The sequence below is a fragment of the Paenibacillus sp. Y859 genome (genome assembly GCF_056786405.1).
The window spans coordinates 1-622 of sequence record NZ_JBXCIZ010000047.1 but is presented as its reverse complement, the minus strand read 5'-3'; the positions used below and the strand labels follow the sequence as shown (position 1 = coordinate 622).

2 rRNA genes are annotated in these 622 nt (G+C 45.0%); both read right to left on the bottom strand.

Annotated elements, in window-relative coordinates:
* A 23S ribosomal RNA gene (locus AC1TO8_RS23865) occupies positions 1-118 on the bottom strand; the annotation flags it as partial.
* A 396-nt stretch (positions 119-514) separates the two neighbouring features.
* Positions 515-622: ribosomal RNA gene (locus AC1TO8_RS23860) — 16S ribosomal RNA — on the bottom strand; the annotation flags it as partial.

The following is a 622-nucleotide window of genomic DNA, read 5'->3' as shown; positions in this document are numbered from 1 at the left end:
TCGGACACCCCCGGATCAAAGCTTGCTTACAGCTCCCCGAGGCAGTTTCGTTGTTCGCCACGTCCTTCATCGACTCCTAGCGCCTAGGCATCCTCCGTGTGCTCTTAGTAGCTTAACCATGATGCTCTTTTGTTGTGCTGCTCGCTCTGTTGTCCGCATGTTTCCCCCGTAAACGGTTGAAACAAGCTCCCAAAGGATCGATCATCACATCAAATTCGCATACCATTTTAGTTTGTATTCAGTAAACTGAATACTCACCAGCTACTTTTACACTTTGTTTCGTTAACAAGTTAACAAAACATCAATATAAAAGAATGTTCATTCTAACTTACAAATTCGTTCGTTATCTAGTTTTCAAGGATCAAAGTCATTTCTACAAGAGAAATAACGTTTTGAAAGATTGCTCTTTCAAAACTGAACACGAGTGAGTGTGCGACTTTACATTGTAAAGTCTTACGGTGACTAAAAGCCACCGTGTTCGAATGTTTCCGTCTCAGGAAACGATTCTCCATAGAAAGGAGGTGATCCAGCCGCACCTTCCGATACGGCTACCTTGTTACGACTTCACCCCAATCATCTACCCCACCTTCGGCGGCTGGCTCCCTTGCGGGTTACCCCACCG